A 26949-nucleotide genomic window follows, 5' to 3' on the forward strand; every position below is an offset into this window, starting at 1 on the left:
TTGAACCTTGAATCTTTTGCTCTGTTACGGTACATAGATATATATGTATAAATTAGTAGTTTTTGTTCCATTGAAGGATAAAGAAAAAGTAAAGAATGCCCTTTTTGAACAGGGTGCCGGTAAACAGGGATTCTACAGCCACTGCTGTTGGGAAACCGAGGGAACCGGTCAATTCAAGCCTCTTGCTGGTAGTCAGCCTGTTATCGGGAGTCATAATTCTATTGAAAGAGTTCCTGAAGTAAGAGTCGAGATGCTTGTTACTGAGGAGCTTGTTCCTCTCTGTATTGAAGCCATCCATATAAACCATCCCTATGAAGAACCCGCATTCGAACTGTATAAGGTCTTTACAGATGGGAGTGAGCTTGAAGGGCAGGAGTGGCTCTAAGTTTTCATATATAGCCCATGGCCGCCTGAACAAGGGCTGTTCCCATAAGGGCTGCAGTTTCTGTTCTGAGAACCCTGTCTCCAAGTGAACAGATACTGAAGTTTCTATCTCTCAGTATCTCCCTCTCTCTATCACTCCATCCTCTCTCGGGTCCTATTGCCAAACAGCATTTTTTACTTTGAGGACTGTAGCTCCTCAAAGGAAGTTCAGGGCTCACATTGTCCAGAGCCAGAAGATCTTCACCATTCTGCAGCTGATCAATTGATTTGTAGAGTGAGTAGAATTTTTCTATAAGGGGATGTCTTGTGGACTCACCCTGCGCCATCCCTGTTAAAACGGCTTCTTTCCACTCTTCTTTACTCCACAGTCTGCTTGTTAGATAAGACTTCTCTCCCAGATCAGTACCTGTGAATATAATTCTCTCTATTCCTGCGGCTGTAAGATCGCGGAGCAGACGTTTTGCTGTAGGAGGGCGGGGTGTTCCTATTATCAGTGTCAGAGGGCAGAGGGGAGAAGAATCTCTTTCTGCTGTAAAGTTAAAAAGGCAGCTTCCGTCTTCAAGAATCTCTTTGATTTCCGCCTTGCCTATTTTGCCGTCAATAATTCCGGCATCAAGGCTGTCTCCGGACTTTGATTTGAGTATGCTGTGTATGTGTTTGACCCTTGGATCATCGGAAGAAATAGGTTTTTTCCATTCCTCTTCCTTAAAAAGAAGTAAATTCATAGCTTCTGAGTATAGACGTCTTCATCTTTTTTGTAAATTTATGTTTAAAATCTTAGACTAAAGTCTGTAGGGCTTTGCATTTATTCCCTTTCATGGCATAGTCCTTGAGGCTGAATCAGTCCCGGAAAGGGTGTCAGCATCAGGAGTTATTAATTATGGAAGCTTTAAAAGGATTTCAGCGCAGCTACCTCAGTAAAAAAGCCCACAGTCTTAAGCCTGTGGTAATGATCGGTGGTAACGGTCTTACAGAAGCTGTTATCAAGGCGGTTGATGCCGAGCTGGAAAACCATGAAATGATTAAGGTCAAATTTATTGACCATAAGGAAACAAGACGAGAGCTGGCTGAAGAGCTGGCTGAAAAAACAGAATCTCATCTGGTCAGGATTATCGGCAATATGGCTGTTTTCTACCGTTATCAGAAAGAACATGATAAAAGAATCTACCACGTTCCCAAGGGCTGATCAGCAGCTCTGATCTATTTCATTATCTGAATGTTCCGGGAGCAATATACTCCCGGAGCAGATTTTACTGTTTTTCGTATTCCTGAATCTCTTCGAATTTATATTCCAGGCTTATTCCCGCCATTTTAAACATCTCTTCCGACTCGGCACCTGCATGATACTGTCTTTCACAGACTATCCGTTTAATACCGCAGCTGATAATCAGCATACAGCATGTCCGGCAGGGGGTCATCCGGCAGTAGAGTGTTGCACCATCCAGAGACACACCTCTTTTGGCTGCCTGGCAGATGGCATTCTGTTCTGCATGGACAGTCCTGACACAGTGCTGACTCTCATGGCCGTCTTCGTGGATCATAGTCTTGAACTGATGTCCCGCTTCATCACAATGGGGCAGTCCGGGAGGAGCTCCTACATATCCGGTTACCAGAATCTGTCTGTCCCTGGCAATAACACAGCCGCTTCTTCCTCTGTCACATGTAGCTCTCTTGGAGATGGCTTCACAGACTTCCATAAAATAATCATCCCAACTGGGTCTTATATAATCAGACAAGATCTTCCCTCCTGTTTCTTAAATTACAGTACATGGCTTCAAGACATATGTTATTGAAGCGTTGTTAATTATAGTAGGAAAATCAAATTCTGAATAACCCTCTTTTTCTATAATGATTCCGGGGGTATAGTGGGAGTGGCAGGAGGCCTTATATGAATACAAATGAATTCGAGCAAAGCTGTAAAAAGCTGAGGAAAAAATATAATTTTGAAAACAGTCCTGAACTTATTAATGAGCTAAAAGAACTGTTTACAAAGAGCATGGGACAGCCTGAAGATCTGTCTCTTGATCTCTTTGATCATGTTCTGGACAGAAAGGATCTCGAAGATTCCCACTATGTCAGATTTTCTGACATGGTAGACCTGTTTCAGATGAACTATGACGACGGTTTCAACAACCTGGAGATGAATGACTGGAGATACGTAAAAGATCTGGTTAACGGATGGGCTATGGAAATGGATATGGATATCGTTACCTATGTGATGCAGAATGTTGTGGATGCCGGAGCATTTGACTGATGATTCATGTTAATCAGAAAGGTTGCTCCAGGAGCAGCGGTATCAGGGCAGTTTATCAGAGTGACAGCAGCGGCAGTCTCAAAGAGGCAGGTCTGGTTGATGCCTTCACTGGAATAGCTGCGGCCAATTTTGAAATTAGTTCCATGGAGACCGTTCCCGGCTGGAAGAACAGATATTTTCAAAAACTCAGTTTTTCCGGTCCTTTGGAACCGGGGCGTTACCGCATCTCAGGCATGAAAGATAATGGAGAATCAGAATTCTCTGAAAACTTTACTGTAAGCAGCGAGCTGATAGCCGAGAAAGATCTTTCTGATCTGCTGGTCTATTTCAAGACCATGCGGAGTGACGGCATATATGATGAGGCCGACAGGGATGTTCCTGTCTGGGAAAGCAATGAGAGACGGGATGCAAGTGGCGGTTGGTATGATGCCTCAGGAGATACAAGCAAGTATCTGAGTCACCTCTCCTATGCAGAGAGAATGAATCCCCAGCAGACACCACTTGTGGTCTGGATACTTTCTGATCTTATCAGACGTTACGACAATGCTCATCTCTGGGCAGGGGATAACTTCCGCCGCTGGGTTCAGTTTGAGATGAATCATGGTGCAGACTTCCTCCTTAAGATGCAGCATGAAGAGGGCTGGTTTTATAAAATATTGTTTGATCAATGGAGCAAGGACCCCGAGGCACGTATGCTCTGTTCCTATAAAACCCAGAATGGTGAACGTCTTTCTACAATGAAAGCCGGGTTCCGGGAAGGAGGAGGGATGGCCTGTGCCGCTCTGGCTTCTGCCGCAGTACTCTCTGAAGGAGAGAGAAAGGAATCCTACTTGAAAGCTGCTGAGTCGGGATACTCATTCCTGAAGGAGCATAATAGGGAAGTTCTCGAGAAGGGCGGGGAGAACCTTATCGACTGGTACTGTGCTCTCTCAGCTTCCCTGGAGTTATACCGGGCCGGCAGGAATGAAAAATACAGAGAGGATATCTCATACTGGTCCCGAAAAATTCTTTCTGCCTTCCATTCATTTAATGATAATGAAGGATGGTGGTTTGTCATTCCTGAAGAGAAAATTCCTTATTATCATGCTTCCGATGAGGGACTTTTAATTATCGCAGTCAAGGCTTCCCTGGAGTTTCTTGAAGGACAAGCCAAAACAGATGCTGAAAATATGCTGAACAAGGCATTGTCTTTTCTCGCTGACAGTCTTCTGGCCGATCCCGATCCTTTTTACTATCCAAGACACTGGGTGGAAGGATGTGAGAAGGCCGAATATAAGTGGTTTTATCCCCATGAGAATCCTTCAGGATACTGGTGGCAGGGTGAGAACAGCCGAATCAGCTCCCTTGGAGCCGCTCTCCTTTACGGGGAGTCCGACAACTCTGAGAGGCTGCAGCAGAACAGCAAGCTGGCTCTGTCAGTACTTGACTGGCAGCTGGGTCTTAATCCTTTCAATGTTTCCATGATTGACGGCTGGGGAGCCGGCAGTCCCGAATATGAGGGTGATTACTATAATCTTCCCGGAGGAGTGGCTAACGGTATCACATCGGGCTTTGATGATGAGAAGGATATTGCCTTTCAACCTGAGCTGGAAGGCAATCCCGGAGATAATTCATGGCGCTGGGGAGAGCAGTGGATACCCCATGCCGCCTGGTTTCTGATGCTGAGCAGTCTTCTGCGTGAGAAGGGGCTTTAGGGGCTTACAGATGGTTCAGCTTCTGATTCAATGCTTCTGATTCAATGCTTCAGGAAGCTGCCGTTTCTGTACTCTTCAAATGCCTTGTACAGTTCTTCATTTGTGTTCATCACGATAGGGCCGTGCCAGGCAACCGGTTCCTTGAGGGGCTGACCGGAAATAAGAAGGAAACGAACGCCCTCTTCTCCTGTTCTTAATCGTATCTCATCTCCTCTGTCAAAGAGTACCAGATGACGGTTCTCAACAGCCAGAGAAGGAATGGCCTCAGCTGTACCCGACTCATTCACATACTCGGTCATTACAGCTTGAGGTTCTGAAGCAGTTCTGAAAACAGCTGAACCATGAAATATATAGGCAAATGCATTCTGTTCTATATCAATTTTTATGGATCTCTCTGTATTGGGTGGGATTGAGAGGTCGATATAACTGGGATTTGTCACTATGCCCGTAACAGGACCGGTCTTTCCCCAGAAATTACCCGTAATAATACGGGCATGACTCCCGTCATCCTCTGTCAGCTCCGGTATCTCTCCAGCCGGAATATCCTGGTATCTTGGATCCATCATTTTATCTGCAGAAGGGAGGTTTGCCCAAAGCTGGAATCCATGGAATATATTGGGGGCACCGGGTAGGGGCATTTCCTGATGAATAATACCGCTTCCGGCGGTCATCCACTGCACATCACCGGATTTTAAATCCCCCTTATTCCCCATGCTGTCTTCATGTTGAAGACCTCCTTCAAGGATATAGCTTATTGTCTCTATTCCCCTGTGAGGATGCCATGGAAAACCGGCCATCCTATTATCAGGATCATCATTGATCAGATGGTCCAGCAATAGAAAGGGATCTGTAAGCTCCACTTCATGGTTTCCAAATACTCTGTTTATACTAACACCAGCCCCATCAACTACCTGTTGGGGTTTTATTATCTTTCGTATTGGTCTGAGAGACATCATTATTCTCCTATGCTTTTTCCAAGCTTTTTAACAAGTTCGATGAGTGCTGACTTCTCAGAAATATCCAGACCCTTAAAAGCCCTCATGATATCTTTTACATGTTCCGGGAAAAGAGCTGCTATAAGGTCTTCTCCCTTATTTGTCAGACTTATTTTTCTGCTTCTTTTGTCCTGTTCTGAGACAGCTTTTTTAACAGATCCAGCTTTTTCAAGGTTCCTGATCACAACTCCCATATTTCCACTGGATGAAAGAGTCGTTTCAATGATCTCATTTACTGTGAGTGGTCCTTTGTGGTAGAGGGCTTCCAGAACAGCAAATTGAGTCATTGTTATTCCACTATTGCTTATTTGAGGTGTCAACGCCTTTTCCATGGATTTAGTCATCCTGCCCAGGACAATTATGAGTTTAAGATTCATTTCTTTTTCAGTCATATATATATTATATCTCTATGTAGAGATAAAAAACAAGGAGAATCCATAGTTTTATATATTGAATTACTCACTGAGCAATTCCATACACGGAATCTACACTTTTCTACTCTAAATCTTCACAGGGTTTCATAGTTATATTTTTTGAAATATGTGAATATCATTTATATGGAAAAGATCTTGATTCTTGAGGACAGTGATTCAATTCGTGAATCCGTTGAAAACTATCTCAAACTGAATGACTATGAAGCCTTTTCCTGTGCTTCATGTGCAGAGGCAAAAGAAGCTCTGGAACATTTTATACCCAATCTTGCAATTATTGATATCTCCCTGCCCGATGGTAACGGTTTCTTTTTCAGCAGGGATCATCTGAGGGGTAAAAATATACCTTTCCTCTTCCTGAGCAGTCAAAATGAAGAATCAGATCGAATTACAGGTCTTGAACTGGGAGCTCTGGATTATATAACCAAGCCTTTTTCATTGAAAGAACTCATTATGAGGGTTAAGGCAATTTTGAAAAGAGCCAATCCTGACGGCAGCAGTGCCGTTCAGAAGCAAAAATGGGTCCTTGGACCGGATACAATAGAATATGCAGAAATAACACATAAACTGAGTCTTAATGGTGTTGATATTCATCTCACTACAATGGAATGGGAGATCCTTTCAACCCTGATTCTTCATGAAGGTGCTATTTTATCGAGAGAACAGATTCAGAAAAACCTTCATTTTGTGACTGGAGAGCTCAGTCCCAAGACAATTGACTCACATGTAAAAAACATCAGAAGTAAGCTTGAAAACCCTGATTGGATAGTTGCGGTCAGAAGTTTCGGTTTTCGCTTTACCGGAGAACCTGCCCTTGCGTAAAACTTTTACACGAATATTTACGAATCTGGTACTCCTTATTACCTTTTTTGTTCTGGTGCAAAGCCTCATAATTATAAAATTTGCCATTCATACAGTTAACCAGATTGTTTCAAATGAGTTGGAAGAGAGTGCGGATCAACTGCGTATGCTCTTTGGTATTCATGAACATATGAGCAGCTTTTCTATTGATAAACTGGATGATGGATTTCTTCTCACTCAGTATTATCCTCAGGTTCAAAGTATTAAATTTTATGATAATCATGGAGTCCTGAAACATACCATGGGTAAAGAGATTCTTGAGGAGGATGAAGAGCTGCTTCGCAGGCGATTCACCATACCCTATAAAACAGTTGAAAAGGATAATGGGGAGGTTTTTCATTTTGAACTGCTACCTTATCCCAAACCCCTTCAACTCCAGCGTCCCAAGCTGCAGTGGATAAATTCCTATATCAGATACAATGTTTTTATGATCCTGCTCAGTATTCCTCTGGCAATGGCATTTGCTTTCATTTTTTCATCAAAACTTGCTGATGATTCGAAGAAAATTTCAGCAGCTCTCATTCGTCTGGCTCATGGAGAAAGGGATGTTGATATTCCCCAGGGAGTAACAATAGAAAGTCAGAAAATTGCCAGTGTAGCCTGTCATCTGCAAAAGCAGATTATAGAAAAAGAGAAGCGTCAGATCCGTCGAGTACAGGAGCTGACTCATGATTTGAAGAGTCCCTTGGCAGGGTTGTATACTCAACTGGAATCAGTGGAAATGGGAGTACTTGAGCTGAGTGAGGAAAGATTCTCTCATCTCTATGGCGAATTGGGATTCCTAAACAGCTTGATTGATAATATGGCGGAAGTATACAGGCTGGTGGATGATAATGTCTATTATTCTCCCCAGGAAATCAGATCTACCCAGCTTGTTAATACACTGATTGATCGTTTCAGTCCTATTGCTGAAGAGGCTGGTAAGGTCATGAAAACAGATATAAAGGTTTCAGTTTTTACTGCAGATTTCAATCTTCTCCTCAGAGCTGTTGGAAATCTCATCAGTAATGCCATACAGCATGGAAGTGGTGAAGAAATCTCATTTAAGATATATGTGGAAAATGATGAGGTACAAATTGATCTGATCAATGACGGTCATATTTCTGAAGATGAGCTCCCCCATGTTCTGACCCGTTACTGGAGTAAAGGACACAATGGAAGCGGTCTGGGACTTCCCATCGCTCAATTGATAGCCAGAAAGCATAATGGTGATCTAAGGGTCCAAAATTTAGAAGAAGACCATGTTCTTTTCTCACTCTCTATCCCCCAAAATCATCGAAATTAAGAATCACTACTTTGTGAAGATATAGTGCAACAGCCTTGCGATGTTTCTCCTTATTCCTGAAATGATTATCTATATTCACTTCATATCACTGACAATTAGCCCTCCTAATATGATTTTAATGACACAGGGTTTCCTGTGAATAAAAAATAATTATGGAGTTTATATTAATGAAAGGTAAAATTTTAGTTGTTTTAGCTGTTCTGGCACTTCTTGCAGCCCCTGTCTTTGCCGAGGTTTCCATATCCGGTGAATTTGCCTACGGTTTCAATACGTCTGATGATGTTTATGAGAATGTATTCGATACAGGAGACCTGTATTTCACAGGAACTGCTGCAAATGGCAATGCTTCTGTAATTTTTGGTATGGATTTTACCAACATCACAAACAGTATGACCGGTCATGATTTTCTGGATGCCGATTTTATCAGTGATGTTTACATGGACTTAAATGTAACAGGAGCCATGGGTGTTGATTCTCCCGTTGGTGTTTCCATGCTCTTTGGACGTTCCAGCTACAGCGCAAATAACTTCCTTGGAGATATCACAGGTTACAGTACCTATGATGTAATCAATGCAGAAACCGCCACAAGCGGATATGTCGGAGTTACTCTGAATATTCTTGATATGATCAATGTTGAGTATGGTCTTGATCCCAACCTGGTTGATGGTGTTCAGAATATGTACGCTAATATCAATGGAACTTTCGGAATCGTCAGTGCAGAAGTATATTGCACTGTGATTGGAGATGATGTCCTGGCTGATGGTATATATAATGCAATCGGTGCAGACTTTGTAGCTGCAATGGATGTTGTTTCCTTTGGTGCGGGTGCTGAATACAATACCGATGCTGAAGCTACCAGATACGGTGTGTCTGCCAGAACACCTATTGTACCCAATACAGATATGGGTATTGCCTTCATGGGTTACTCCGATGCAGATGTTAATCCCTATGGACTCGGTTTTGATGCCAACTATGCTATTACTGATGCCTTCAAGGTATATGGAGCCCTTCTTTTGAAGGATCTTGAAAACCTGGATGCAGATGACATGGTCGGTTATGAACTCTCCACTTCTTATACTTTCGCCGGAGATGTAACCGCCTATGCCGGTTATGTTACCAAAGGAAGTGGATTCAACGCCCTTGGAGACATTGTAGATGATAGTTTCTTCATGGCTGTTTCCGCCTCTTTCTAAATCAATATAAATTGATCTGAAAATATATCAGGGCCGCTTCATCATCGATGAGGCGGCTTTTTTTTAGCCCATTCGAGTATTTACTATTTATAAATAAATAGGGGCTGCCCCATAGCTGTGAGGCAGCCCTGATGTATTAAAGAATTATGAGTTTATGCCTTTTCATGCTTCAGTGTTTCAGTAGGCTGGTCACATACTTCTGTGGGACCGTAGTACTGAATGGCACCGGGAAAGATAAAGGCAGTTTCAACAGCCCATGCATCTCTGTTAGCTGCAAAGGCCTTGAAGGGTGCACCATCAAGCTCTACAAGAGCCTTCCTGATAACGGGTTTCATAGATCCATGTCTCTGTTCCATATTCATCATCATGGTAAGAGGACATCCTCCGGGAACCCACTGGTCGGCGGATTTCTGAAGATCGGCAACATTGGAGATATAGCCGGTCAGTCCGTGGCTCATCAGGATAAATGCTGAGAAACCAAGAGCATAGCAGTAATCTGAGTCAAAGTTGGAAGGGAAAGCACAGCGTCCTTCATATCCGAAGAAGTGAGCCAGTGCAGAAAATTTTCCTGCGAACTTTCCCTCTACTTTCATCTGCTCCAGCTTATGCCCGACCATTTCTATAAGAAGTTTTTCAGTTTCAATTCTGGATACCTGTACGTTTCCATGGGGATCTCTGTCCATAAGAAGCTGTTCCTGAATGGAGCGGGGCAGTGAGGAGAATACATAGGATGAATCCTTGCTCAGCTGCTGATTCAGCCATTCCTGCTGCTCTTCAAGAGTCTTGAGAGTGGAAAAGTAATCTACATGGTGTGCCATCTTGTCGTTGAGTTCGGCAATCAGTGCTCCCACTTCGGGGATAAACTCAATAAGACCTTCAGGAATCAGGGCAACACCGAAGTTCATGCCCTTTTCGGCTCTCTTCATAACAACTGATGTGATCTGATCCACTACCTGTGCCAGTGTCATTTTCTTCTCTTCAACTTCTTCAGAGATGATGCAGACATTGGGCTGAGTCTGGAGAGCACATTCCAGAGCAATATGAGAAGCACTTCTTCCCATCAATTTAATAAAGTGCCAGTATTTTTTAGCGGAATTTGAATCTTTTTCAATGTTTCCGATAAGTTCTGAATAGGTTTTGGTCGCTGTATCGAATCCGAATGAAGTCTCGATGTATTCGTTTTTCAGGTCTCCATCGATTGTCTTGGGACAGCCGACTACTGTGACACCCGAATCTTTTGCAGCAAAATACTCGGCCAGAACGGCACCGTTGGTATTCGAGTCGTCACCACCGATGATTACTACACCGCTGATGTCATATTTCCGGCAGGTTGCCAGAGACATCTCAAACTGCTCTTCTGATTCCAGTTTATCACGGCCGGAACCTATGATATCGAATCCTCCGGTATTTCTGAAGGCATCCATCATGGCATCATCGATTTCAACGAGTTTGCTGTTCATGATTCCTGCGGGTCCACCAAGGAAACCATAGAGTTTTGATTCGGGGTTGGATTTTTTCAGACCGTCATATAGACCGGCAATTACATTGTGACCACCGGGAGCCTGACCACCGGAAAGAATTACACCGAGATTGATCTTTTCTCCTGCTTTGGGATTGCTTCCCTTAACAAAGCGGGCAATTGGATTGCCGTAGGTTTTAGTGAAAAGTCCTTTCACTTCTGTCTGATCTGCTACGGATTCTGTAGGTTCACCCATTTCACAGGTGATGTTTTTAATGTCTCCCTGCAGTACGGCAGGCAGTTTGGGCTGATAGGCATAACGTGCCTTCTGAAGAGATGATAAATTACTCATTTGGATATTTCTCCTTGTTCATGTTCAGAGTTCCTTGAGGTACTCGTTTATATATGAGGTTATACAAAGCCGCAAAACACTTTATAATAGCTGTTCAGCTTTGTTTTTCCAGTGGAAATTGTATGTATGTTTATACGGATTTTAGGGCTCAGAGTCAAGATGAGAGAGGGTTGGATCAAGCATTGTTTTAGGAGCTGTCAGGACTTTTTTTTCACTCTCAGGAACTTTTTTTGAGGGAAACATGTTTTAATTGATCATTTTTGGTATTACAATAATACTAATCACTTATGAATTATTAAAATGTAAAGATTATCAGCATTAGTGAACAATCCTGTTGTTCTAAAAGAGGTCGAAAATGCTGAGGATTAAAGTGAGTGTATTATTGTTGAAATTTTATCAGGAGAAACAAATGAAAAGGATAATTGGATTTTTTCTACTGCTGGCTCTGTCTGGGGGTACTTCTTTTGCAGGGGGACAGCAGGACGCAGGTGGAGGAGAAGCCAGCTCAACCGGTCGTAACTCTATTACCGCTGTAGGTGTGGGGTACAGTCAGACCAACTATAAGCTTGGTTATACAGATGACTATAAGGATTTTAATGATGTTGACGGCTTAGTCGAGAAGGTGAAGTCTCCGGGATTCAATTTGAATCTCACTTCATATTCAACAAAGAAATCAGATCCATTCACATTCGGTTTTCTCTATGATATCAACGTTTTGATCCTGTCAGCTCCAACCTATACCGAGGAACAAGATGGTTTTCTTGTGGATGAAGAAGATTTAAGTCTATACGATTATGGAACCGGATTTGGAGCTCAGATGATTATGGGGCCCGGATTCAATTTCCAATTTGTACCAAGTCTCTCCCTGTTGATGGGAGTGGGTGCTCATCTTGGAATAGGTATTATGCCCAGTAGTGATTGGGCCTACGAAACTCTAACTGGAGTCGGTGTCGGAATCGGCAGTATTACCAGATTGAACTGGCAGTTCGCTGAGAAAATGGGACTGATGTTCGGTCTTGATATGTCTTATGACTTTTTCTCTAAAGTGAGTAATATGGATGATGATGGTCTGACATACGGTGCCGGAAAAGCCTTCAGCTTTTCCCCTATGATCATGGTTTCATTCAGCACAATGGGCAGAACAAGCAGTACCGGCTCCGTTGCAGACAGTGGTAAAAGCGGAAGCAGCGGCAGTGGGTCAAGCAGCAGCAGCGGCGGAAGTATTGGAGGATCTACCGATAGCGGCAGCAGCGGCAGCAGCAAGACTAAAAAACCTTCAGATGATAAATCCAAGGACTGGGATTCTGATCCCTACGATTGATGTTTTTCTTAAATCTTAAATCTTAACTCTCCCCGGGATTACCCGGGGATTTTTTTCTTTAAAAATAACTGCGGACATACTCCGCTTCACCCGCAATTTCAAGGATTTCAATTTTATCCTTATTCATGCGAAGTCCTGTTATATAGATATAGTCTTTCCGCCCCAGAGGAACTCCCCAGCTTTTTATCTGAAAGGGAGCTTTGTCATCAAGGCTCAGGGATCTGTCATTATCCAGGGGAATATAACCAAGTCCCTCCAGGTGAGTGAAAAGTGCTTTTTTCCAGAAGGATTCATTCTGTTCAGGATAATTTTTTACCTCTTTCAACCGGAGATGTACGGCTTCGGGAGAGAGTGCCTGAAACCAGGGCTTTTTATCTGCCAGGGCAAAACCTTCGGGCAGAGGAAGGGAAGGTCCGTTGCCCATCCCTCCGGACAGTTCTGAAGGGCTGTTGATGTAGTAGAAAAAATCCACTTCATTTATCCAGTCAAAACGGGAATCTCTCCCTTCCGGAAGGGTTTGGTTCTTAAAGGATATGTTCAGATCTACACGGGCATATTTTGTGTCATTATCGTACTTCCTGAGTACTCCCCTGAGACTGTCAATCTCCTGCATCAATCTCCTGATCTCCATCTCAAGGGTGAGGGTTCCCTCAAAATCAGATTTATCAAGATATTCCATATTTCTGGCAAGAAGTTCTTCCCTGGCATCCAGATATGACTGGCTCATCAGAATGTTTTCTCTAAGATCAAAGGCATTCTGAGACAAATCAAGTATCTCTTCAGATTCTTTTTCAAGAAGGTCTTTTAATTCCTTCAGTGATGTATCCGGAATCCTGAGTGTCAGCCTGTCCAGTGAGCGGATGGTGAAATATCCACCCTGGGCTTCAGCCCAGTCACTGAGATTCTCCGATGCCTTCTGCCTGTCCTTTACAAGTAGCTGGGCAGTTATTTCATGATAGAGCTTATCATCAGAAAACAGGGGAGTAGAAAGAATGATTATCAATAAAAGGAGGTATCCAGATCTTTTCATCTTATTTCTCCTTCTTCAAGGTCTTTCATCAGAGAGGAGAGGTCCTTGTTTCCCCCGGGAGTGAATATTTCAAGGATGTGGAGTGTCTTTCCATCTGCAAAAACTGCCACTATAAATTGATATGGCTCTCTGTCCTTACTGATAAAGTGAATCCCCTTAAACTCTTTATCTCCAATGTTTATACTGACATCCTCGGCGCTCTCATAGTATTCAGATAGATGAAACTCCAGAGCTTTCTGCCAGAATGAGGCATCACCCCGCGGTTCATTATCAACACTGCTGATAAACAGAGTTGTTCCTTCCGCATCCTCGGCAATATAACTTTTTTCTTTTTCAAAGACTGCAAAATTATCTCCGGGATTAAGCTTTACCGAGGCTTTCAGCCGGTCTGAAACAGGATAAAGAGGATCAAGAGAGGCAATCCAGTCAAAGGGGATATCATAGCGGCCGTAGCCTTCATCGAGTCTGGCCTCAAGGGACACGGAAATTCTGGAGTAGGCAATTCTGTTTTCCATCATACTTAACTGCTGCCTGATGGATTCTATCTCTTCGCTGAGACGTCCTATCTCCCTCAGTATCCGGGCTCTCTCCTCGGCATCACTGCTCTTGTTCAGTAGGGCATAAAGACGTTCTCTGGTCTGCATGGCGGTAGTCAGGCGCTGTTGAGAATCGGCAAACTGTTCGGTTACATCCCATGTGCTGATCTCCTGATGACTTACTTTTCCCATTCCAAGGATCTCTTTAAAGGTTGTACGGAACAACGCTGCCGGTATACGCAGTATCATATAATCACTGTAGGAGCTTTCCACATAGCCCCCTGTACTGAGTGTCAGTTTTTCAAGAGCCTTTCGGCTGTCTTCAGGCTTATCAACAATAAGACCTATACTGCCGTTGTATATCCTTTTACGTCCCGGATCTTCATCAGCTGTTTCTGAGGGGACAGTTGAATCTGACAGACTGTCTTCATTGCTTACCATCAGCGGTTCAGGCTCCATAGAGGCAGCTTCCGATTTCATCATTGCTCTCGGGGCTTCCGCTGCCGTATAAGCTAAATCAGCTTCTCTGCTTCCCGAGCTGCAGCTCAGTATCAGGATCAATACTAAAAAATAAAAGGTTATTCTGTGTTTGTTCATAGTATTAAATATACATCCCTCTTCCGGAGGTTACAAATCGGAAAAAAAAAGGCATCCCTCAGGATGCCTTAGAAGCTATGAAAGTATCTGCATAGAAGAGAGTGGCCTTATTCTCAGGGGAGTTACAGAACCTTCTCCAAAAACAATCTGCATATAGTCTACATATTCTTTTGCTTTTTCATTGGGGATATAGACCTGAATGGTTCCGGCAAATCCTCCGCCGTGAACCCGGCAGGCTCCCTTTTCATCAAGAAAATCTTCGGTCAGTGCCAGAGCAAGGCTGATTCCCTGTTCCTGAGGCTCTTTCCCGGGATAGACATTCTGGAGGTAGCAGAATGAAGAATGACCGGAAAGATTGACCTGATGAAGATAGTCTTCAACCTTATTCTCTTTCAGTGATTCAACCATTCGGCTGACTCGTTTGTTATCACTGAAAAAATGAAGGCTTCTCAGAATTGCCCGATCTCCGGTCTTTTCTCTGAGAGCAGATATGTTTTCAATTACCCTGGCTTTGTCCAGATCTCTGCAGACCTCTTTTCCGAATTCAGCAGCAACCGATTTCATCTCAGTGGGGATAGCTGCATATTCGTGAGTGAGATCCGCATGATTACCTCCGGTATCCACAACCATCAGTGTGTATCCGGCCTTGTTGAAGTTATATACAACAGGAGTGATAACAGGTTTTTCAGGATCTTCAAAATCTATGGCCACAATACCGCCGTTGGCACAGGCAACCTGATCCATCAGCCCGCATGGTTTACCGAAAAAGTTATTTTCCGAGTACTGCCCAATCTGGGCTATCTCTGTAGAAGTCACCATATTACCATTGAACAGGGCGCTGAAAATGGTTCCAACCAGCACTTCCAGGGCTGCAGAGGAACTCAGTCCTGATCCCTTGAGTACGGAGCTTGTTGTATTGGCTCTGAAACCGGAAATCTTATATCCTTTTTCTGTAAAACGGGCCGCAATTCCCCTTACCAGGGACTCTGTGAGCCCCTCTTCTTCGGGATGTACAGAAAGATCGGATATATCGACCTTCACGGCGGGATATCCTTCAGAATCGATAATGACTGATGTATCACCAGTTTGGGAAACGGCGGCTATCGTATCAAGATTGATGGAACCTGCCAGAACCCGGCCTCTGTTATGGTCGGTATGATTTCCACCCAGCTCAGTTCGCCCGGGGGTACTGAAGAGGCTGATGTCCTGTGTTCCGTAGAGGGTTTCATGTTTTTCTACAAGTTCAGCCCAGCGCAGAGCCTGACCTTCTAGGCCTTCAGCACCATAGAGTTCTTCAAATAATGCTGTCAATTTTCCTTTTTCCAGCTGTGTCAGAATATCATTTTTTGTCATGATTCCTCTCCAAGTGTCAGGGTGTAATGCTCTTCGGAGCAGTTTCTCAGACTCAGTGCGCTTCCCTCGGTTGTGATATCTCTCTGGGGCATGCCCAGCATTTCGTAGCCCACCATGAATTTTTTTACCGTAGCTGAGCGAAGCAGGGGCGGATAATAATGGATGTGAAACTGCCATTCATCATGCTCTTCAGCGTCGGTGGGTGCCTGGTGGATTCCCATGGAGTAGGGAAAACTGGTCTGGAACAGATTGTCAAAGCGGGTTCCCATCCGTTTGAGAGCATCAGCCATATCAACAGTCTCTTTTTCAGACATTTCACAGATATTGCGAATCTGTCTTTTAGGCAGAACCATTGTTTCATAGGGCCAGACAGCCCAGAAGGGAACCAGGGCAACAAAGCTGTCATTTTCAAAAATAATTCTTTCCCTCAGTTCCAGTTCTTTCTTTACGTAATCTGTCAGCAGAACAGATCCCTTTTCTGCAAGATAGGCTTTCTGTTTATCCTGCTCTTTAGAGGGGATATCGGGAATGATCTCTTCGGCCCAGATCTGTCCGTGGGGATGGGGATTGGAGCAGCCCATAACGGCTCCTCTGTTTTCAAATATCTGAATATGGTTAATATAATCAATCTTTCCCAGCTCTTCATACTCATTTTGCCAGGTTTTAACTACTTCTGTAATCATATCAACTTCCATGAGGGATATGGTCAGATCATGGCGTGGTGAAAAGCAGATAACCTTGCACAGTCCTCTCTCTGATTTAGCCTGGAAGAGACCGTCATTCATTTCACCTTCGGGAGTATCTTTCAGGAGAGCGGCGAAATCGTTTTCAAATACAAAGGTTCCCTTGTAGTCAGGATTTTTGTGTCCTCCGGCTCTCTCGTTGCCGGGGCAGAGGTAGCAGCCGGGATCAAATTCAGGTTTTTTATCCAGCATAGGTTTTTCAACCTGACCGTTCCAGGGACGTTTTGTTCTGTGGGGTGATACTTTGATCCATTCACCTGTCAGGGGGTTGTATCGTCTGTGGGGATCTTCGGTAAAATCAATTTTTTTACTCATGGGAACTCCTATTAAGGTCTTCATTACAGTCTTAAACATTTATAATTCAGGCTCTTGAGCCAAGGGTTGATTAATAAAATGTACACGAGTACAATACAAGGGTAAAATGAATCTGTCAAGGATGGAAATGTATGGCGGAAAAAAATAACAGAGATAAAGTTGCCGCTCTTGCCGGAGTCAGCAGCGCCACGGTCTCGCGGGTCTATAATAATCCTGATCGTGTGTCTTCTGCAAAAAAGGAAGCAGTACTCAATGCAGCCCGTGAGCTCGCATATTCCCCCGATAAATCCGCCAGTGCTCTTCGCCGCAGGGGTACGGGACAGATCTCTCTTGTCAGTTTTGAAAAACAGGGGAGGCCCTGGTACTGGGGTGATTTTCCCGGTGCTAAATGGTTTTTCACAGATGTTCTGACAGGAGTCCTATCTGTAATTGATTCTTCTATGTACCGTCTTAATCTCAAAACTCTGAAGTCCGCAGAAGATGTCAGGTCGGTTAACTGGAAACAGGAATGCGACGGAGTAATTTTTTTTGATGTGGACAGCGAAGAAGAAGCTGCCGCAGTAGCGGGATTGCCTATTCCGTCAGTGATCTCACATCACACATCTCATTTTGAAAATAATCATTGCTGCAGCACAGACAACAGTGAAGGGGGAAGACTTGCCGCGGTTCATCTGAAAGAAGCAGGTTATGACAGACCCTCATATATTTCATATCTCCCTGAAATAATTATTCCCAACCGTGAAAGGTATGGAGGATTCTGCAAAGGCTTTGATGCTGAGGTTCCACTTCATCTGACGGAACCCGGTAAAGAGGGCGGGTATAAAATCTGTGAAAAGCTGCTGACTGATATCAGCGCCGGAAGAATTGACTCGCTGGCAGTGGTCAACGATATGACTGCCATCGGGATTATACAGTGTCTTCAGGATAACGGCTTGCGTCCAGGAAAGGATCTGGGGCTTATCGGCTATGATAATATGCCCTTCAATTATGCCCTCCCTTTCAGTCTGAGTACTGTCGATCTAAAACCTTCTCTTATATATAAGGAAGCCGTAAGTATGCTCCTTGAGCTTCTCGGCTCATCTGAAAAACCGGATATTTTCCGTAAGAAAATTATTCTTCCTGAAGTGATCAGGGGTGAATCGGTCTGATATTTCAGATGTAAAAAAGTCTTTCTCTCTTTCTTTGAATTTACTATACTGTTTTCTATGATTAAGAAGATGGAAAACCTGATCCAGGATTATCCCTGGGGATCAAAAAGTTATTTACAGAATTTACTGAATATAAAAGAAGACGGGCCTCTGGCGGAGCTCTGGATGGGAGTTCATCCCAGAGGAATGTCAAAGGTCGATATTTCCGGGAGTACTTCACTCTCTCTCGATGAATTCATAAAAGAGGATGCCCAGGATCGTCTTGGAAAGGATGTACTACGGCGTTTTGGAAATCTGCCTTATCTTTTCAAGTTTCTGGCTGCAGGAGAACCCCTCTCCATTCAGGCTCATCCCAATAAGAAGCAGGCGGAAGAGGGCTTTGATCGTGAAAATAAGAAGGCTGTGCCTCTGGATGCCTTTAACCGTAATTATAAAGATGATAACCATAAACCCGAAATCGTCTGTGCCATCACCGATTACTGGGCTATGAAGGGTTTCCGCAGACCCGATGAAATAAAGAAATACTTCGGTGGATTCTGTCCTGAGGATTTATTATCAGTTCTGCTGCCTGCAGGAAAGGGTGAAGAAGCCGCTCTGAAACATTTTTTCATTACTCTCATGAATCTGGAAGACAGTCAGAAAGAATCTCTTTTGGGTGCTGCTCTGTCCTGGTGTGGAAAACAGGATGATGACGCCTGCCGCTGGGTTTTAAAACTTCAGGATAAATATCCGGGAGATATCTCTGTGCTGGCGCCCCTATACCTAAACACCCTCTGTCTTAAGCCCGGAGAGGCGCTATATCTTCCTGCGGGTGAACTTCATGCCTACCTTCAGGGCTTCGGTATGGAGCTGATGGCTAATTCTGATAATGTTCTACGGGGTGGACTGACAGCAAAATTCATGGATCTTGAAGAACTTGAAAAAACTCTTTTATTTGAATCAGTTCCAGTTAAGCGCATTGTACCTGAGAAACAGGATGACGGTTCGGAAATATACAGAACAGCTTCAAAGGAATTTGAACTCGTTTATATTGACTGCCGTTCAAAGAGCATCAGCATAAAAAGATCTTATCCGGTTTCCATACTGGCTGTGCTGGAGGGGAATATCCGTATCAGTGAAGGAGAGGAAACGCTGGAATTGAAAGCCGGAGAATCCTGTTTTCTTACAGCAGAGAGTCCTGTGCGCCTGATTGAAGGGCCCGGAAAAGCTTTTATAGCAAGAGTACCTGAATAAATGAAAGTCTGGATTGATGGTGATTCCTGTCCACGGCAGGTGAGGGATATTGTAAATGCGAGATGTATTCGGGAGAGAATCCAGCTGCATTATGTAGCGAATAGTGAATTACTCCTCCCTAAGTCTGAATATATCAGCTTCTCTTTAAGTTCCAGTGCTGCCGACAGTGCTGATGATTATATTGTTGAGCACAGCCGGATGGGAGATCTGATCCTTACAAGAGATATTCCTCTTGCGGCTTCTCTGGTAGAAAAAGGCAGAGCCGTTATCAACGACCGAGGTAATCAATTCACAAAGAATAATGTCCGGGAGCGTTTGGCTCAACGTGATTTTATGCATATGATGAGGGAAGCGGGGATTGGACAGGACAAGGGAAGTAATTACGGTGCAAAGGAGATCAAGGAATTCTCCTCCTGCTTTGACAGGGTTCTTGTACAGATGATTCGGGAAGAACGTTTTAAGAAGGCTTCTACGTAAAGACCGAATGAATCGGAGTAAAAATGTGAGCAATAAAATAATATTAGGAAGCTCGGAGTAATTGTTTTACTCCGTTTTTTTTGTCTATAATTGTTAGTATACCCTTAGGCATCGAGCTGGTGAAATGCCAGGACATCTTTGAAGTACGAGCCCCTTTGGCTAAAACTTAATAATCACCAAAGTACCAAGTGAACTTTGGTAGTACATGTAAGGAGACTATAAATGAAATCTGTAGAAATCAGTAAAGACGTGTACCGTCTTGGTGTTAATATTGAACCCGGTAATCTATTTGAAGGTATCTGGGCTATTCCTGACGGAACCTCAATCAACTCTTACATAGTTAAAGGAGATAAGACTGCAGTTATCGATCTGACCCAGGATAAGGATGACTTTCCAGGGAGCCTCAGTTCTCAGATGAAGGGAATCGGAGTCAGTCCTGAAAATATTGATTACATTATTGTAAATCATATGGAGCCTGATCATACAGGATGGCTGGGTGAGTTCAGAAAACAAAATCCTGAAATGATGATTTACTGCAGCAAGAAAGCGGTTCCCCTTGTGGAGCAGTTCTGTGGTATAACAGAAAATGTACATGCTGTTGAAGACGGTGAAATACTGGATCTGGGGCAGGGAAAGACTCTGCAGTTTTTTGAAACACCCAATATTCACTGGCCCGAAACCATTATGACTTATCTTCAGGAAGATAAAATTCTTTTTGCCTGTGATGCCTTCGGTTCATATGGAAAGGTTGATGACAGCGCTGTCTTTGATGATCAGCTTTCCGATGATCAGCACGAGTTTTTTGAAAAAGAAGCCCTCCGCTATTACGCAAATATAGTTGCCTCCTTCTCAGTCTTTGTTGAAAGGGGACTCAAGAAGCTGGAGGGTCTGGATATTAAAATGATATGTCCCTCTCACGGTATTATATGGAGAGAGAATCCTTCTGTAATTGTTGAGCGTTATGCCCGTTATGCCTCCTATCTGAAAGGTCCGGCCTGCCCCGAAATTACTGTAATCTGGGGTTCTATGTACGGCAATACAGCCAAACTGGTAACAGAGGTGATCAAGGGAATCAGAAGCGAAAAGGTTCCTGTTCACCAGTACAGAGTTCCTGAAGATGATATTGGATTTATTCTGGCGGATGCCTGGAGATCCGCAGGCATCGTTCTGGGTATGCCCACCTACGAATATCAGATGTTCCCCCCCATGGCCCATGTTATTGATGATTTCAACAGAAAGAAAGTTCAGAATAAAAAAGCATTCCGTTTCGGCTCCTTCGGCTGGTCCGGTGGAGCGGAAAAAGAACTGGGTATAGCTACAGAAAAACTGAAATGGGAATTTCTTGAGTCAGTTGAGTGGCAGGGCGCTCCCGGTGAGGAGGAGCTGAAAAAAGCGTATCAGCGAGGAAAGGAACTGGCGGTTCTTGTAAAAGAATTTGCCGGTAAAGGCTGCGACTGAAATACTCTCAGATAATCATTAAATACCTCTCCGGAAAATCTTTTATAATTTACTGTCCGGAGGGGTCTCAATAAATAACACACGTTTCGTTTCTTTTTCAGCTTTTATGAAATAAAATAATTTTATGAATAATAAGGTCGCTCAGAGAAAAAGCCGTTTGAAATTATTCTTTGAAGACGGTAGAGAAGTTGATATCCTCGTACGTTCTCTTGCAAGAAAACTTGTGCGCGAAGAGAAGACGGAACTACCTGCATCGGTTCTTTCTCAGATCAGCGGAGTATCTGAAGAGCTCTGGATAAAAACATATTCAGAGCGGCGTAATTTTCTAAATGATCTACTGACAGCTCCAATACAATATGCCATAAGAGAGCTGAAGGCTCTTGAAAAGGAAGAGAGAAACTTTATCGATAAGCTTACAGAAGTGCTGAGACTTATCTATACAGTTAATTATACATTTCCTGAAGTCATTATTCTTTTTCATGGGATTGCTCTGGATGAGCGTTTGAATGAAAAACTGAAAGTCAGCATTGTCATGGATCAACTTATTGTTGCAGCAATCGAGATATTGAAGAAGCAGGCTTATATAGAAGAGATCATTGAAAAGAAAAGTACCATGGAAAAACTTCTTTTTTTCCTTATTCAGCAGATGATGGAATCACTGCAGACCCAGCTGTTCGATTACTGTGATGATTATATAGAAAATAGAAGTATGGCATCCTTTCCCAATGAAAAAGATATGGTCGATTCCCTGATGGCACCCATTGTAGAACATCTTGAAGGTATAACCGCCGTATAAAATAAACCTTTCAGTCCTTTACAAAATTCGGGAGGGAGAATATCATTTCTCCCTATGAGCGCTAAGAAGACGAATTACGATGAAAGCAAAATTAAGACCCTCAGTTCCCTGGAGCACATCCGGCTGAGATCTGGTATGTATATAGGCCGGCTTGGAAACGGAAGCAATCTGGATGACGGGATCTATATACTGATTAAAGAAGTTATAGACAATGCGATAGATGAATTCATTATGGGTTATGGAAACCGTGTAGATATTTCTATCCTTGATAATAAGGTTCAGGTCCGTGACCATGGACGTGGAATCCCCTTAGGGAAAATTGTTGAATGTGTTTCCATTATTAATACCGGAGCTAAATACAACGATGATGTTTTTCAGTTCTCTGTAGGGCTGAACGGTGTAGGTACAAAGGCTGTTAATGCTCTCTCCTCACATTTCCTGGTAAGAGCCTATAGAAACGGAGAATATGCGGAAGCTATATTTCAGAGAGGAAACCTTATCTCTCAGAAAAAAGGTAAGGCTCCCGATGCGGATGACGGAACTTTTGTCGAGTTTATACCTGATACTGAGATATTCGGTGAATATGGTTTCATCGATGAGTTTCTGGAACAGCGCTGCTGGAATTATGCCTGTCTGAATAAAGGTCTCCGACTATACCTCAATAAACAGAAGTTCGAATCCAAGAAAGGTCTATGGGACCTTCTTCATTCAGAAGTAGGGGATGATACACTCTATGAGATAGCCTATTTTCAATCAGATAAGATTGAATGTGCTTTCACCCATACCTCTACCTACGGTGAAAGTTACTTCTCCTTTGTAAACGGCCAGTACACATCCGACGGTGGTTCACATCTGAGTGCCTACCGTGAGGGGCTTTTGAAAGGGGTCAATGATTTTTATAAAAAAAACTATTCGGGTACTGATGTCCGGGAAGGGATGGCAGGTGCCATTGCTGTAAAAATAAAAGACCCTGTATTTGAGAGCCAGACAAAGAATAAACTTGGTAACTCTGATATCAGAAGCTGGATTGTCAACGAGACAAAAGGCGGTATAGTCGATTTCCTTCATAAGAATACCGAAGCTGCTTCGGCTCTGGAAAATAAGATCATAACCAATGAGAAGTTCCGAAAGGAACTCAATGCAGTTAAAAAAGAAGCCAAGGCTGCTGCTAAAAAAATCTCATTAAATATTCCCAAACTGAAGGACTGTAAAAATCACAGACCTGATGGAGAGAAGGGAAGAAACTCAACCATATTCATTACAGAAGGAGAGTCTGCAACGGGCTCCATGGTATCCTGCCGGGATGTTTATCTTCAGGCTATCTACTCTCTCCGGGGTAAACCCTGGAATTCCTATGGAAAGAAACCGGCGGATATTTACAGAAATGAAGAGCTCTACAATCTGATGATGGCTCTGGGAATTGAAAACTCCATTGATGATCTCCGTTATGACCGAATTGTGGTGGCAACGGATGCTGATACCGATGGTTTTCATATCCGGAACCTCCTGCTGACTTTTTTCCTCAACTACTTTGAGGAGATTGTACAGGGCGGGCATATACATATTCTGGAAACACCCTTGTTTCGGGTCAGAAATAAAAAGAAGACTGTATATTGCTATAATGAAAAAGAGCGGGATCAGGCCATGGCCTCAATCAAGGGGAATGAAGTTACCCGATTTAAGGGACTGGGTGAAATATCACCAAATGAGTTCGGACCTTTTATCGGCGAAGATATGCGCATTGTTCCTGTAACTATTAAATCCATGAAGGACGTGAGCGGCATGCTTGAGTTCTACATGGGTAAGAATACCCCTGACCGCCGTAAATACATCATGGAGAACCTCGTCTGATGGCTTATGTAAGAAAGATTTTCAACACTAACTTTATTGAATATGCATCCTATGTTATCAAAGAGCGAGCTATACCTCATCTTGATGACGGCCTTAAGCCGGTACAGAGGCGTATTCTTCAGTCCCTTTTTGATGTGGATGACGGAAAATTCAATAAAGTAGCTAATGTTGTGGGTCACTGTATGCAGTACCACCCCCATGGAGACTCCTCTATCTATGGAGCCCTGGTCAACCTTGCCAATAAAGATTTGTTTATAGACAAGCAGGGAAACTTCGGTAATATCTTCACTGGGGACCGCGCTTCTGCAGCAAGGTATATTGAGTGTCGACTTCTACCTCTTGCTAAAGAGGTCCTCTATAATCCTGAAATAACAGATTTTGATGATTCTTATGACGGAAGACGGAAAGAGCCCGTTGTATTTCCGGCAAAAATCCCGCTCATTCTTATTCTGGGTGCTGAGGGTATTGCCGTAGGTATGTCCACTAAAATCCTGCCTCATAACTTTGTTGAGGTGCTCCAGGCTGAGCGCTCTTTTCTTTTGGATGAGCCCTTTGAACTCTTCCCCGATTTCCCAACGGGTGGTCTGGTGGATGTGACCGACTACCGGGAAGGAAATGGCAAGGTCCTCTCCAGGGCAAGACTGGATACTAAAGATCCCAAGAAGATCACCGTACGGGAACTTCCCTTCGGTACAACCACGGAAAGCCTTATTGCCTCCGTTGAAGCTGCCGCCCGTAAGAATAAAATAAAGATCGGCGGCATAACCGACTTTACCACCAGTGAGGTTGAGATTGAAATCACACTGCCCAGGGGTGTTCATACAAATGATGTGCTTGATGGTCTTTATGCCTTTACTGACTGTGAAGTTTCTCTTTCTCTTAATCTCCTTATTATAGGTCCCGATTCCAAGCCCAGGGTTATGACTATACCCGAGATTATTGAATATCATGCGGGGCAGCTGATTATCGTTCTTAGAAAAGAGCTGAAGCTTGAAGAGGGCAAACTCCTTGACAAGCTGCATATCAGAACTCTTGAGAGAATCTTCATTGAAGAGAGAATCTACAAGGCAATTGAACAGATGAAGACTCCCGCAGCTATTCATCTGGCTGTCCGTGATGGATTCATCCCTTTCATGAAAGAAATTAAAAGGGATATTACGGAAGAAGATCTTGAACATCTTCTGAAAATTCCCATCCGCCGTATATCACTCTACGATATCAACAAGATGAAGAAAGAGGTGGACGAGATTCTAACCAGACTGAAAGAGATCCGGCATCATCTTAAACACCTCAAAGAATATGCGATCGCCACCCTGGACGGTTTTATTGCCAAACAGGCCAAGCTTATGCCCCGGCGTACTGAGCTGATAGATATTCAGAAAGTCGATATCCGTGATGCTGCTCAGAAAAACCTTAAAATCAGGTACAATAAGGATACCGGTTATATCGGTTCTGATGTCTCTTCCGGCATTCTCTGGTGTGAGGCTTCTGTGTATGACAGGATTCTTATGGTCCGTAAGGATGCGAGCTACCAGGTTATGGATGTTCCAGATAAATATTTTGTTGGTAAGGGGCTTCTCTACTGCGGCCTGACCGATAAGGAAACAATGGAAAATACAGTGTTCTCCATGGTCTACCGAAACAGTGAAAACGGATATCCATATGTTAAACGCTGTATGGTTACCCAGTTTATCCTGAACAAGGTTTACGACTTGCTCCCGGAGGGATCTCAACTGATCCGCTTTACCACAAAAACGGATGTATCCATTGTGGTGGATTTTAAGCAGAAGTCTCTGATTCAGACAGCAGCCGATACCTTTCCTGTGGAAAAATACCTTGTAAAAGGGGTTAAGTCTCAGGGTGTCAGGATTAAACCCAAGGAGTTCAGCAGTGCCCGATTTATCAAGACCAGTACATTGGAGAAGAAGGACAGCTGATTTATTCCTTCTCATCTTTCTAATTCTGCTCCCCATGAGGGCGGCGGCTCAGGAAGAGGGAGTGATCTTTACAGTTCACCCTGGCGACAATTACAGGGTTATAGAAAAATTTAACCTCAGTCAGTATAGAAACGGACAGTATCAGGGGCATATTTATCGGGAAAACCGGGGAATCTATGACAGTACCAGCTCCGGGGGCAATTTATTCAAAGTAAATGGAACTGTCTATCATCTTGAAGAGAAGACTAAAGACGGATTTAAGACCGCCTCAGCCGTTACGAGCAGCGAAAATGTAACTTATACACTGAACTCCAGAGGGACGATGCTGGTTCCGGGATCTGCTTATCCAAGACTGCGCAGTTTTCCTACATTTCCAAAGGAAGCTGTTATTCCCGGAGATAAGTGGGAGGGGGGACTCGAAGTAGTTGTCACTGCTCCTGACGGCAGTGAGAGAGCCGTTCTTCCCCAATACTGTGAATATACTTATATGGGAGAGGAAGTCTGGGAAGGGCGTGATGTTTATGTAATCAAGGCCCAGTATGCTGTACGCTACCGGCAGGGCCGTTCTCCTGCGGCTGATACCTTTCTGAGAGCATTAAGCGGGAAACATGTTGTTTCTCTTATGATTGACATTGAAACCATGGAGTTTCTTCTTATGAAAGATATCATGGAGGAAGAGTATCAGTACCTTGACGGCAGCAGCCTCAGGGAGAAGGGCTTTCTCCTGACCTTTTATAAGGGAATTGAACTCCTGGACAGACCGGGACTGCGTAAGGATGTGGAAACGGTTCTTGCGGATCAGCTTAAGGATTCCTTTGAAGAGAAAGGGGAGTCCCTTACAGACCAGATCAGCGTTGAAGAGCGGGATGAAGGTCTGGCTCTGAATCTGAAAAATCTCCATTTTAAAGCAGATGAAGCTGTAATATTGCCCGAAGACAGACCTCTTCTTGATACAATCGCCGAAGTTCTTAAAAAAGTTCCCGACAGAACATTCCTGGTCAAGGGACATACTGCGGATATCGGTACCATGGAATCCCAGATTATACTTTCACAGGAACGGGCCAGAACAATAGTTGAAGAGCTGAGTTCCCGGGGAATTGAAGCCGACCGCTTTCTCTTTACCGGAATGGGAGGTCTTATGCCTCTTGGTGATAATGCCACAGATGAAGGACGTAGACAGAACCGGCGTGTAGAGATTTTCATTCTTGAGGATTAACTTTTAATAAGCAGAACAATAGTGTATTCT

General features: G+C 43.6%; 25 protein-coding genes. 16 read left to right on the forward strand and 9 right to left on the reverse strand.

Annotation, left to right across the window (positions count from 1 at the left end; genetic code table 11):
• Window positions 1-43 precede the first annotated feature (43 nt).
• Window positions 44-385 carry an NGG1p interacting factor NIF3 gene (locus DV872_RS11170; protein WP_114630014.1) on the forward strand — a complete coding sequence of 114 codons (342 nt, stop codon included), beginning with the start codon at window positions 44-46 and terminating at the stop codon, window positions 383-385.
• A gap of 4 nt (window positions 386-389) precedes the next feature.
• Here DV872_RS11170 and DV872_RS11175 read toward each other — a convergent pair whose 3' ends face one another.
• A complete protein-coding gene (locus DV872_RS11175) occupies window positions 390-1109 on the reverse strand; it encodes an RsmE family RNA methyltransferase (RefSeq protein ID WP_114630015.1) in 720 nt (239 codons plus the stop codon).
• Between the two features lie 155 nt (window positions 1110-1264).
• Here DV872_RS11175 and yhbY point away from each other — a divergent pair, with 155 nt between their 5' ends.
• On the forward strand, window positions 1265-1570 hold the full coding sequence (yhbY, locus tag DV872_RS11180; RefSeq protein WP_114630016.1) for a ribosome assembly RNA-binding protein YhbY: 306 nt from the start codon (window positions 1265-1267) through the stop codon (window positions 1568-1570).
• Window positions 1571-1634: 64 nt separating this feature from the next.
• On the opposite strand, the gene DV872_RS11185 is transcribed toward yhbY, so the two are convergent.
• Window positions 1635-2120: a cytidine/deoxycytidylate deaminase family protein gene (locus DV872_RS11185; protein ID WP_114630017.1), complete on the reverse strand. Its 486-nt coding sequence runs from the start codon at window positions 2118-2120 to the stop codon at window positions 1635-1637.
• Window positions 2121-2272: 152 nt separating this feature from the next.
• Here DV872_RS11185 and DV872_RS11190 point away from each other — a divergent pair, with 152 nt between their 5' ends.
• Window positions 2273-2638 (forward strand): hypothetical protein, encoded by a 366-nt coding sequence (locus tag DV872_RS11190; protein ID WP_114630018.1) that lies wholly within the window; start codon window positions 2273-2275, stop codon window positions 2636-2638.
• Window positions 2638-4332 (forward strand): glycoside hydrolase family 9 protein, encoded by a 1695-nt coding sequence (locus DV872_RS11195; RefSeq protein ID WP_114630019.1) that lies wholly within the window; start codon window positions 2638-2640, stop codon window positions 4330-4332. Before DV872_RS11190 ends, DV872_RS11195 begins: the two co-directional genes overlap by 1 nt.
• Before the next feature lie 41 nt (window positions 4333-4373).
• Here DV872_RS11195 and DV872_RS11200 read toward each other — a convergent pair whose 3' ends face one another.
• Window positions 4374-5285, reverse strand: coding sequence for a pirin family protein (locus DV872_RS11200; protein WP_114630020.1), 912 nt, complete (start codon window positions 5283-5285; stop codon window positions 4374-4376).
• Between the two features lie 2 nt (window positions 5286-5287).
• Entirely contained in the window at window positions 5288-5719 is a 432-nt protein-coding gene (locus DV872_RS11205) for a MarR family winged helix-turn-helix transcriptional regulator (RefSeq protein ID WP_114630021.1), read from the reverse strand.
• A 165-nt stretch (window positions 5720-5884) separates the two neighbouring features.
• Here DV872_RS11205 and DV872_RS11210 point away from each other — a divergent pair, with 165 nt between their 5' ends.
• From DV872_RS11210 to DV872_RS11220, 3 genes are all read left to right on the forward strand, one after another.
• Window positions 5885-6580: a response regulator transcription factor gene (locus DV872_RS11210; protein ID WP_147283152.1), complete on the forward strand. Its 696-nt coding sequence runs from the start codon at window positions 5885-5887 to the stop codon at window positions 6578-6580.
• Window positions 6573-7904: a HAMP domain-containing sensor histidine kinase gene (locus DV872_RS11215; RefSeq protein ID WP_114630023.1), complete on the forward strand. Its 1332-nt coding sequence runs from the start codon at window positions 6573-6575 to the stop codon at window positions 7902-7904. The genes DV872_RS11210 and DV872_RS11215 overlap by 8 nt, the downstream gene beginning before the upstream one ends.
• Before the next feature lie 167 nt (window positions 7905-8071).
• A complete protein-coding gene (locus tag DV872_RS11220) occupies window positions 8072-9097 on the forward strand; it encodes a hypothetical protein (RefSeq protein ID WP_114630024.1) in 1026 nt (341 codons plus the stop codon).
• A 152-nt stretch (window positions 9098-9249) separates the two neighbouring features.
• On the opposite strand, the gene DV872_RS11225 is transcribed toward DV872_RS11220, so the two are convergent.
• Complete coding sequence (locus DV872_RS11225; RefSeq protein ID WP_114630025.1) at window positions 9250-10908, reverse strand: diphosphate--fructose-6-phosphate 1-phosphotransferase; 1659 nt, start codon at window positions 10906-10908, stop codon at window positions 9250-9252.
• Between the two features lie 409 nt (window positions 10909-11317).
• Here DV872_RS11225 and DV872_RS11230 point away from each other — a divergent pair, with 409 nt between their 5' ends.
• Window positions 11318-12229 (forward strand): hypothetical protein, encoded by a 912-nt coding sequence (locus DV872_RS11230; RefSeq protein WP_114630026.1) that lies wholly within the window; start codon window positions 11318-11320, stop codon window positions 12227-12229.
• Window positions 12230-12287: 58 nt separating this feature from the next.
• Here DV872_RS11230 and DV872_RS11235 read toward each other — a convergent pair whose 3' ends face one another.
• From DV872_RS11235 to DV872_RS11250, 4 genes are all read right to left on the reverse strand, one after another.
• Complete coding sequence (locus tag DV872_RS11235) at window positions 12288-13259, reverse strand: DUF4349 domain-containing protein (RefSeq protein ID WP_114630027.1); 972 nt, start codon at window positions 13257-13259, stop codon at window positions 12288-12290.
• The gene (locus tag DV872_RS11240) at window positions 13256-14356 is read right to left on the reverse strand and encodes a DUF4349 domain-containing protein (protein WP_158546926.1); all 1101 of its coding nucleotides are present in this window, start codon (window positions 14354-14356) and stop codon (window positions 13256-13258) included. Before DV872_RS11240 ends, DV872_RS11235 begins: the two co-directional genes overlap by 4 nt.
• A 111-nt stretch (window positions 14357-14467) precedes the next feature.
• Window positions 14468-15745: a galactokinase family protein gene (locus tag DV872_RS11245; RefSeq protein WP_114630029.1), complete on the reverse strand. Its 1278-nt coding sequence runs from the start codon at window positions 15743-15745 to the stop codon at window positions 14468-14470.
• Window positions 15742-16803, reverse strand: coding sequence for a UDP-glucose--hexose-1-phosphate uridylyltransferase (locus tag DV872_RS11250; RefSeq protein WP_114630030.1), 1062 nt, complete (start codon window positions 16801-16803; stop codon window positions 15742-15744). The genes DV872_RS11245 and DV872_RS11250 overlap by 4 nt, the downstream gene beginning before the upstream one ends.
• 131 nt (window positions 16804-16934) lie before the next feature.
• Here DV872_RS11250 and DV872_RS11255 point away from each other — a divergent pair, with 131 nt between their 5' ends.
• From DV872_RS11255 to DV872_RS11290, 8 genes are all read left to right on the forward strand, one after another.
• On the forward strand, window positions 16935-17951 hold the full coding sequence (locus tag DV872_RS11255) for a LacI family DNA-binding transcriptional regulator (RefSeq protein WP_114630031.1): 1017 nt from the start codon (window positions 16935-16937) through the stop codon (window positions 17949-17951).
• Window positions 17952-18008: 57 nt separating this feature from the next.
• Window positions 18009-19184, forward strand: coding sequence for a mannose-6-phosphate isomerase, class I (manA, locus tag DV872_RS11260; RefSeq protein ID WP_114630032.1), 1176 nt, complete (start codon window positions 18009-18011; stop codon window positions 19182-19184).
• Window positions 19185-19661: a DUF188 domain-containing protein gene (locus DV872_RS11265; protein ID WP_114630033.1), complete on the forward strand. Its 477-nt coding sequence runs from the start codon at window positions 19185-19187 to the stop codon at window positions 19659-19661.
• A gap of 222 nt (window positions 19662-19883) precedes the next feature.
• Complete coding sequence (locus tag DV872_RS11270) at window positions 19884-21119, forward strand: FprA family A-type flavoprotein (protein ID WP_114630034.1); 1236 nt, start codon at window positions 19884-19886, stop codon at window positions 21117-21119.
• 124 nt (window positions 21120-21243) lie between these two features.
• Window positions 21244-21915, forward strand: a complete 672-nt coding sequence (locus tag DV872_RS11275) for a hypothetical protein (RefSeq protein WP_114630035.1) — start codon at window positions 21244-21246, stop codon at window positions 21913-21915.
• A gap of 54 nt (window positions 21916-21969) precedes the next feature.
• Window positions 21970-23766 (forward strand): DNA topoisomerase IV subunit B, encoded by a 1797-nt coding sequence (locus tag DV872_RS11280; RefSeq protein WP_114630036.1) that lies wholly within the window; start codon window positions 21970-21972, stop codon window positions 23764-23766.
• Entirely contained in the window at window positions 23766-25703 is a 1938-nt protein-coding gene (locus DV872_RS11285; protein WP_114630037.1) for a DNA topoisomerase IV subunit A, read from the forward strand. The genes DV872_RS11280 and DV872_RS11285 overlap by 1 nt, the downstream gene beginning before the upstream one ends.
• Entirely contained in the window at window positions 25657-26919 is a 1263-nt protein-coding gene (locus DV872_RS11290; protein ID WP_114630038.1) for an OmpA family protein, read from the forward strand. The genes DV872_RS11285 and DV872_RS11290 overlap by 47 nt, the downstream gene beginning before the upstream one ends.
• Window positions 26920-26949 lie beyond the last annotated feature (30 nt).

The organism is Oceanispirochaeta sp. M1 (assembly GCF_003346715.1).
Lineage (GTDB): Bacteria > Spirochaetota > Spirochaetia > DSM-2461 > DSM-2461 > Oceanispirochaeta.